The sequence below is a fragment of the Armatimonas sp. genome (assembly GCF_043760365.1).
In the GTDB taxonomy this organism is placed as follows: domain Bacteria; phylum Armatimonadota; class Armatimonadia; order Armatimonadales; family Armatimonadaceae; genus Armatimonas.
This window is the reverse complement of the sequence record NZ_JAYUPA010000308.1, coordinates 1-5,384: the sequence shown is the minus strand read 5'-3', so window position 1 is coordinate 5,384 and position 5,384 is coordinate 1. Positions and strand designations below refer to the sequence as shown.

At 57.5% G+C, this 5,384-nt stretch carries 6 protein-coding genes; 1 reads left to right on the top strand and 5 read right to left on the bottom strand.

The genetic code is table 11. The features are described from left to right. Positions 1 to 99 precede the first annotated feature (99 nt). Genes ACH2EH_RS07390 through ACH2EH_RS07370 form a run of 5 tightly spaced genes read right to left on the bottom strand, consistent with a single transcriptional unit; the run spans position 100 to position 3,461 of the window. The gene (locus ACH2EH_RS07390; RefSeq protein WP_395140369.1) at positions 100 to 1,110 is read right to left on the bottom strand and encodes a Gfo/Idh/MocA family protein; all 1,011 of its coding nucleotides are present in this window, start codon (positions 1,108 to 1,110) and stop codon (positions 100 to 102) included. Positions 1,111 to 1,148: 38 nt separating this feature from the next. After that, positions 1,149 to 1,796 (bottom strand): hypothetical protein, encoded by a 648-nt coding sequence (locus tag ACH2EH_RS07385; RefSeq protein ID WP_395140367.1) that lies wholly within the window; start codon positions 1,794 to 1,796, stop codon positions 1,149 to 1,151. Between the two features lie 26 nt (positions 1,797 to 1,822). After that, positions 1,823 to 2,089, bottom strand: a complete 267-nt coding sequence (locus tag ACH2EH_RS07380; RefSeq protein WP_395140365.1) for a hypothetical protein — start codon at positions 2,087 to 2,089, stop codon at positions 1,823 to 1,825. Between the two features lie 56 nt (positions 2,090 to 2,145). Next, positions 2,146 to 2,331, bottom strand: coding sequence for a hypothetical protein (locus ACH2EH_RS07375; RefSeq protein WP_395140363.1), 186 nt, complete (start codon positions 2,329 to 2,331; stop codon positions 2,146 to 2,148). Continuing rightward, complete coding sequence (locus ACH2EH_RS07370; RefSeq protein ID WP_395140362.1) at positions 2,328 to 3,461, bottom strand: AAA family ATPase; 1,134 nt, start codon at positions 3,459 to 3,461, stop codon at positions 2,328 to 2,330. The genes ACH2EH_RS07375 and ACH2EH_RS07370 overlap by 4 nt, the downstream gene beginning before the upstream one ends. A gap of 1 nt (position 3,462) precedes the next feature. Between ACH2EH_RS07370 and ACH2EH_RS07365 the strand changes: the two genes are divergently transcribed. Continuing rightward, positions 3,463 to 5,384, top strand: a 1,922-nt coding sequence (locus ACH2EH_RS07365; protein WP_395140360.1) for an alpha-L-rhamnosidase C-terminal domain-containing protein, incomplete at its 3' end; no start/stop codon positions are given.

Sequence of the window (5,384 nt, the reverse complement as noted above, 5' to 3'; positions counted from 1 at the left end):
AGCCGCAAAGCCCGTGCCGGGCTACCGAACTTAGTTTCCCCAGCCTGGAACAGGCTTTGCGGCGGAACGCCATTGCAGACGCCCAATTTTATTGGGCGGCTACAAGCGAATCCAGCGGCTCTCTTTCGCTCCCTGGTAGATCGCTTCCATCACCTGGTTGCGGTACGCCGCCTCAGATGCCCCCACCAAGGGGGCATCGTCGCTTTTGCCGCATACCCGATCCAGAAACGCGTCTAGCCCGGCGGGAATCGGGCCGGGGAGCTCCGCAGTACGCATGGGCTGGCTGCCGTCCATGGTGGGCACGTGCTTACTCTGAAAATAGAGTTTGTCCTGAATAATCGCCGCGTGGCCCTCGGTGCCGGAGACCAGCAGGCGCACGGGATCCGCAATATCATCCCAGGCGGCGGCCAGGGTCGCGATGACGCCATTTTCAAAGCGCAGCATGCCCTCACCGGTCTCGTCGCAGCCTTCGTAGCGTGCCGTGCCCGTATCGAGCTGCCCCGTTGCCTGTGCCACGGGGCCAAAGAGCCAGAGGAGAATATCCAGGACGTGGGTGCCCAGATCCCCAAAGCCACCGCACCCGGCAATGCTCGGATCGGCCATCCAGCGCCACTCACCATCGAACCAGCCGCCCAGTGCACCGCTATGGCAGTTGCTCATCCGGGCGCGGGTGATCTTGCCAAAGCTTCCCTTCTCAATCTGCTCTTTGACAAAGCGCAGCTTGGCATCTCCCCGCGAGAAATAGCCCGTGGAGAACAGCAGACCCGCGCTCTCAATCGCCTCTGCCATAAGTTTTGCATCGGCTCCCGCAAAGCCCAGCGGCTTCTCCACAAAGACATGCTTGCCCGCCGCCGCCACCTTGGGCACGACATCTTTGTGCCGGTCCGTCTCAGTGCAGACAATCACCGCCAAAATCTCAGAGTCGGCTAGAATCGTCTCCAGGCTGGCCTCGACCACGGCACCCGGCAGCTCAGCGGCGCATCTGCCTGCACGCTCGAGGTCATGATCCCAGACAGACTTCACGCGAACACTGTCGGTGCGGCGGTTGATATTGTGGATGAAGCCGGGCGTGTGAATATGAGCACACCCGATAAAGGCTAGATTTGTCATAGGACTTGATTCAAGATGAACTCTGAAGATTCCTGCCTCTATCCGACAGGCATGGTGCCAAGCAGGGGATGGCCTGCGGGGAGCCGCGCCACGAGCACCTTGCGGTACTGGGTGAGCCGACTCAGTAAGGCTTTGCGCCATACGGCTCGGTTGGCGCGGAGTGTCCGTGCGTGCTCCCGGCTCTGCGTGGCGCTCTGGTATTGGCCGCGTAGCGTGGCAATCTCCGCCACAAGCTGCGCTTGGGTATAGCCGGTGGGCAGAGTGAGAGGAACCACGCTTCCCAGCCCACTGTCTGCATTGACGAGCCCCCAGAGCTGCGCGACATCGTCCAGTGCTGTCAGAAACGCCCCTTCCCCCGCATTGGAAGCCGGAAGAAGAGGAAGCATCCCCACATAGCGGCTCCCCGGCAGAAGCCCTTGCACAGCAGCGCGAAGCTGGGTGATTCGTGTTCGAAGCGCCTTCTTCGCCGCATCCCGTGCTGTTGCAGCTCCCTGCGCCTCATTATCGGCAGTTAGGATCGCCTGCCCTGCGGAAATAAACTCTGTTTGCTCTTCTGCAAGGCTCATCTGTGAAAATCCCTGCGGTAAAATCACGGGAGCTGTCCCCAATGCCGCGTTTACATCGCCCCAGTGCGTCTCCCAGCGGTTCACAAGAGAGATCAAGGCATCAAAATCCGAGTTTGCCATCTCAAATCCTCCTTTGCTTCGTGTCGTTATTCTATCGCATTCTGTCGGTGAAATTGAAGCAGTGTTTGCACTTCCCGACAGAATTTATCAAACGAGTCTGCACGCTCTCTTGCCACCGTCAGGTCAAACTTTGTTGTCAGGCTCGCCTGATCTACCGTGGGGCTATAGGTGCCTCTCTCTCGCTTGATCCAGCCCTTGGCCTCCCGAATGGCCTCAGGGTTTTCGCATGGGGGCATCCCCAGCGACTCACTTGCCGCCAGAAACCAGCCTTCATACTCCCGATTCGCCAGCACCACCGAGATTTTCAGGTCGGGGCGCAGTGCTTGAACCGTCTTGAGAAGCTCAGGTCCTAAAACCGCAGCTGGAGATACCTCCCTAGCTCCTCCGGGCGCTTCACCATCGTCCCCCGATTGACACGCATCGTGTGGGGAAGTGTCCAGAGATTTAGCCCCAAAAGCTCCGTCGCAACCCGCTGCACCAGAAACCGGACTGCCGCTTCCTCGCCGTGTCCCTCCACAATCACCGAGAGCCTCACGCCGCCGGTTCCAGCTGATTCATACGGAGCAGCTCACCCGCCGTAAACAGATGCTCACTCAAGTTCTTGCGCGACGCCGCATCAATTGGCCCAATCTTCGTCTCCCCATTTTCGCGCACCACCGCCAGAATGCTGTCCGGGTCAATATCGGGGCTATCGAGCAAGTCCGGGCTATGGCTCGTCACAATAATTTGCACCTCCTCGCTCGCCTCCATCAATGCTTCCCTTAAAACCCGCGCCGCCGCCGGATGCAACCCCGCCTCGGGCTCTTCGATAGTAATCAGTGAAGCATTTGCTGATTTGGCATGAAATAGAGCCGTCAATACCCCGAGTGCGTGAAGTGTTCCATCGGAAACTTGTGATCCATTGAATGGTACATCGTTATCTATTTCATGAAATTGAAGAATATCATAACCTCCTGCTTGGATAATAGATAAGTCATGGATACATGGAGCTATGTTTTTTAAATATGATTTGACTTTGTTAAAGTTTGTTTTATTCTCATTTTGCATTGCATAAAGTATATTGACAATATTCCCCCCGTTTGTCTTTAAGAACCTAAATTTTTTGGATGGTTTTGGTTCTTTAAATTCGTCAGTTTTGAGTGAAAAATTTATTATGCGAAATTTTAGTAATGCCTCAGTTTCTAAATTTGAATATGAATTCTGTACGTTGTCAATTGTGTTTTTTGTAGTTGAAATATCACCATATTCTGTCATGAAGAAAATTTCTGTTCGTTCAGAGTGTCTCTTAGCTATGGATTCCCATTCAATTGTTGAATTTGGATTTAGATCAGGGAACAAGAATAAAAAATACAATGAACTTAAAAAGTTACTTTTCCCTGCTCCGTTGGGGCCGACGAGGAAGGTGAGATCTTTGAGTTCCACGTCGCAGTGGGCGATGCTTTTGTAGTTCTCCAAACGGACGCGGTGAAGGAATCGGGCCATGCGGAAATTATACCGCTTGCCGCCCCGTGTCCGCCCCATGAATGAGGCGTCTGGGTGGCGCTTCGCGCCGCAAAGCCCGTGCTGGGCTAACCCGGTGATGGATGGGTACTCCCCTCCTTGCCCTTCTTCCCAGGGTTGGGAGGAGGGAGAAGCGAAGCGGGGGGCGGAGGGTACAATACGCATTATGTCCAGCACGCCTTTTGGCCTCACCGTGTCCTACCTCGCCTATCCGGAGCGCACGACGCTCACCGATCCCAAGCCCGTGTTTTCGTGGTGCCTCGAAGATGGCACCCAGAGTGCCTACCAGCTCCAAGTGCTCGCCGAGAGTGGGCAGGTGCTCTGGGACAGCGGGCGGGTGGCCTCGGCGCAGTCCATTGGTGTGCGCTACGGGGGCAGTGGGCTCTTCTCCAACCAGAAGTTCACCTGGAAAGTGCGTGTCTGGCGTGTGGGAAGTAGCCGGGGCAGTGCGTGGAGCAAGCCGCAGGGATTTGCCACTGGGCGCGTTTGGCTGACTCCGTTTCCTCAGCCCAAGAACGATAGCTGGGAGAACCGCAACCCTTTGGAACTGACCGAGATCGAACCCGAGCGAATCATCAAGCGTGGTGACGGCACCTATTTTGTGGACTTTGGCCGGGCGTGGTTTGGGACACTCTACTTGCGAGGCCCGGCTGCAGCGCGAGTGATCGTGCACTTTGGCGAGAAGCTAGCCACGAAAAACAGTATTGACCGCAAGCCGCCTGGTAGTGTCTGCTACCGCACCACGGAGACACTGCTCTCCGCGCGGGAGCGTGTTTTGGTGCCGACCCCCAAGTCTCCCTTTTCCTCAGGAGCCCGGCGCGGTGCGGTCTTGATCCCGCCCGGCTACGATGAAGTCCTGCCGTTCCGGGCGATTGAGGTCGAGGGCTGGCCGGGAGAGCTGAAGAAGGAGCACGTTCGGCTGCATGCCCTGCATAGCACCTTCGACGATAAAGCCGCCGCATTTTCCTGTTCCGATCCGACACTCGAAGCTGTTTGGAAGCTCTGTCAACATACTTTTAAGGCTACCAGTTTTTTAGGCGTCTCGATTGACGGCGAGCGCGAGCGGACTCCCTATGAGGCCGATGCCTATATCGCACAGCTTGGGCACTGCCATATGGAGCGGGACTGGGCTCTTTACCGCTGGACCCTGGAGTATCTGCTCACCTATAGCACCTGGCCGACCGAGTGGGCGCACCACTTAATTCTCATGGCCGAGGCCGACTGGGAGTTCACGGGTGACACCGCGTTCGCCAACCGCCTCTGGGAGCGCCTGGAGCGCAAGCTGCTACGCCCAAAAGCTCGCCCCGATGGTCTGCTGGTCGCGGGCGCTATTGTGGACTGGCCACAAGCGGAGCGCGATGGCTTCGGGGGCGGTGTGCAGGCAACCGACAATCGCCAGATGGCCGGGCCGATGGTCAATAGTGTCGCTAATGCTTTCTACTGGCACGCCCTGATGGGGATGGCTCGTCTGGCAAAGGCACTTGGAAAACCAGGCACGGACTACGAACAAGAGGCGGAGCGTGTGCGCAAAGCCTACCTCACGGTATTCCTAGACCCCACTCAGGGTGTTTTTAGAGATGGTGAGGGCAGCACGCACGCCTCGCTCCATGCCAATCTCTTCCCGCTGGCCTTCGGTCTGGTTCCTGATGCCACTGTGCCCACCGTGCTCGCCTTGGTCAAGAGCAAGGGGATGGCGTGTAGTGTCTACGCGGCGCAGTATCTTCTGGAGGCGCTCTTTGCAGAGGGAGAGGCGGAAGCGGCGATAAAGCTGATGCTCGCGCCCGGAGATCGCTCGTGGCGGCACATGCTGGAAATGGGGGCAACCATGACGGCGGAGGCGTGGGACGCGAAATACAAGCCGAACCTCACCTTCAGCCACGCCTGGGGAGCTGCACCCGCCAATCTGATTCCCCGTGGTCTTTTTGGCCTGGAGCCTTTGGAGCCAGGCTACGGAAAAATCGCCCTCAAGCCACAAACCGGCGGACTCGCGTGGGCCAAGCTTACCGTCCCCACTATCCGTGGCCCGCTCAAACTCGCCTTCGACACCCGGCGCGGCGGATTCGCTTTCGAAGTCGAGCTGCCGGGAAA

Coding starts and splice junctions, on each gene's coding strand:
- ACH2EH_RS07390 (WP_395140369.1), bottom strand. CDS start 1,110: ATGACAAATCTAGCCTTTATCGGGTGTGCTCATATTCACACGCCCGGC.
- ACH2EH_RS07385 (WP_395140367.1), bottom strand. CDS start 1,796: ATGGCAAACTCGGATTTTGATGCCTTGATCTCTCTTGTGAACCGCTGG.
- ACH2EH_RS07370 (WP_395140362.1), bottom strand. CDS start 3,461: ATGCGTATTGTACCCTCCGCCCCCCGCTTCGCTTCTCCCTCCTCCCAA.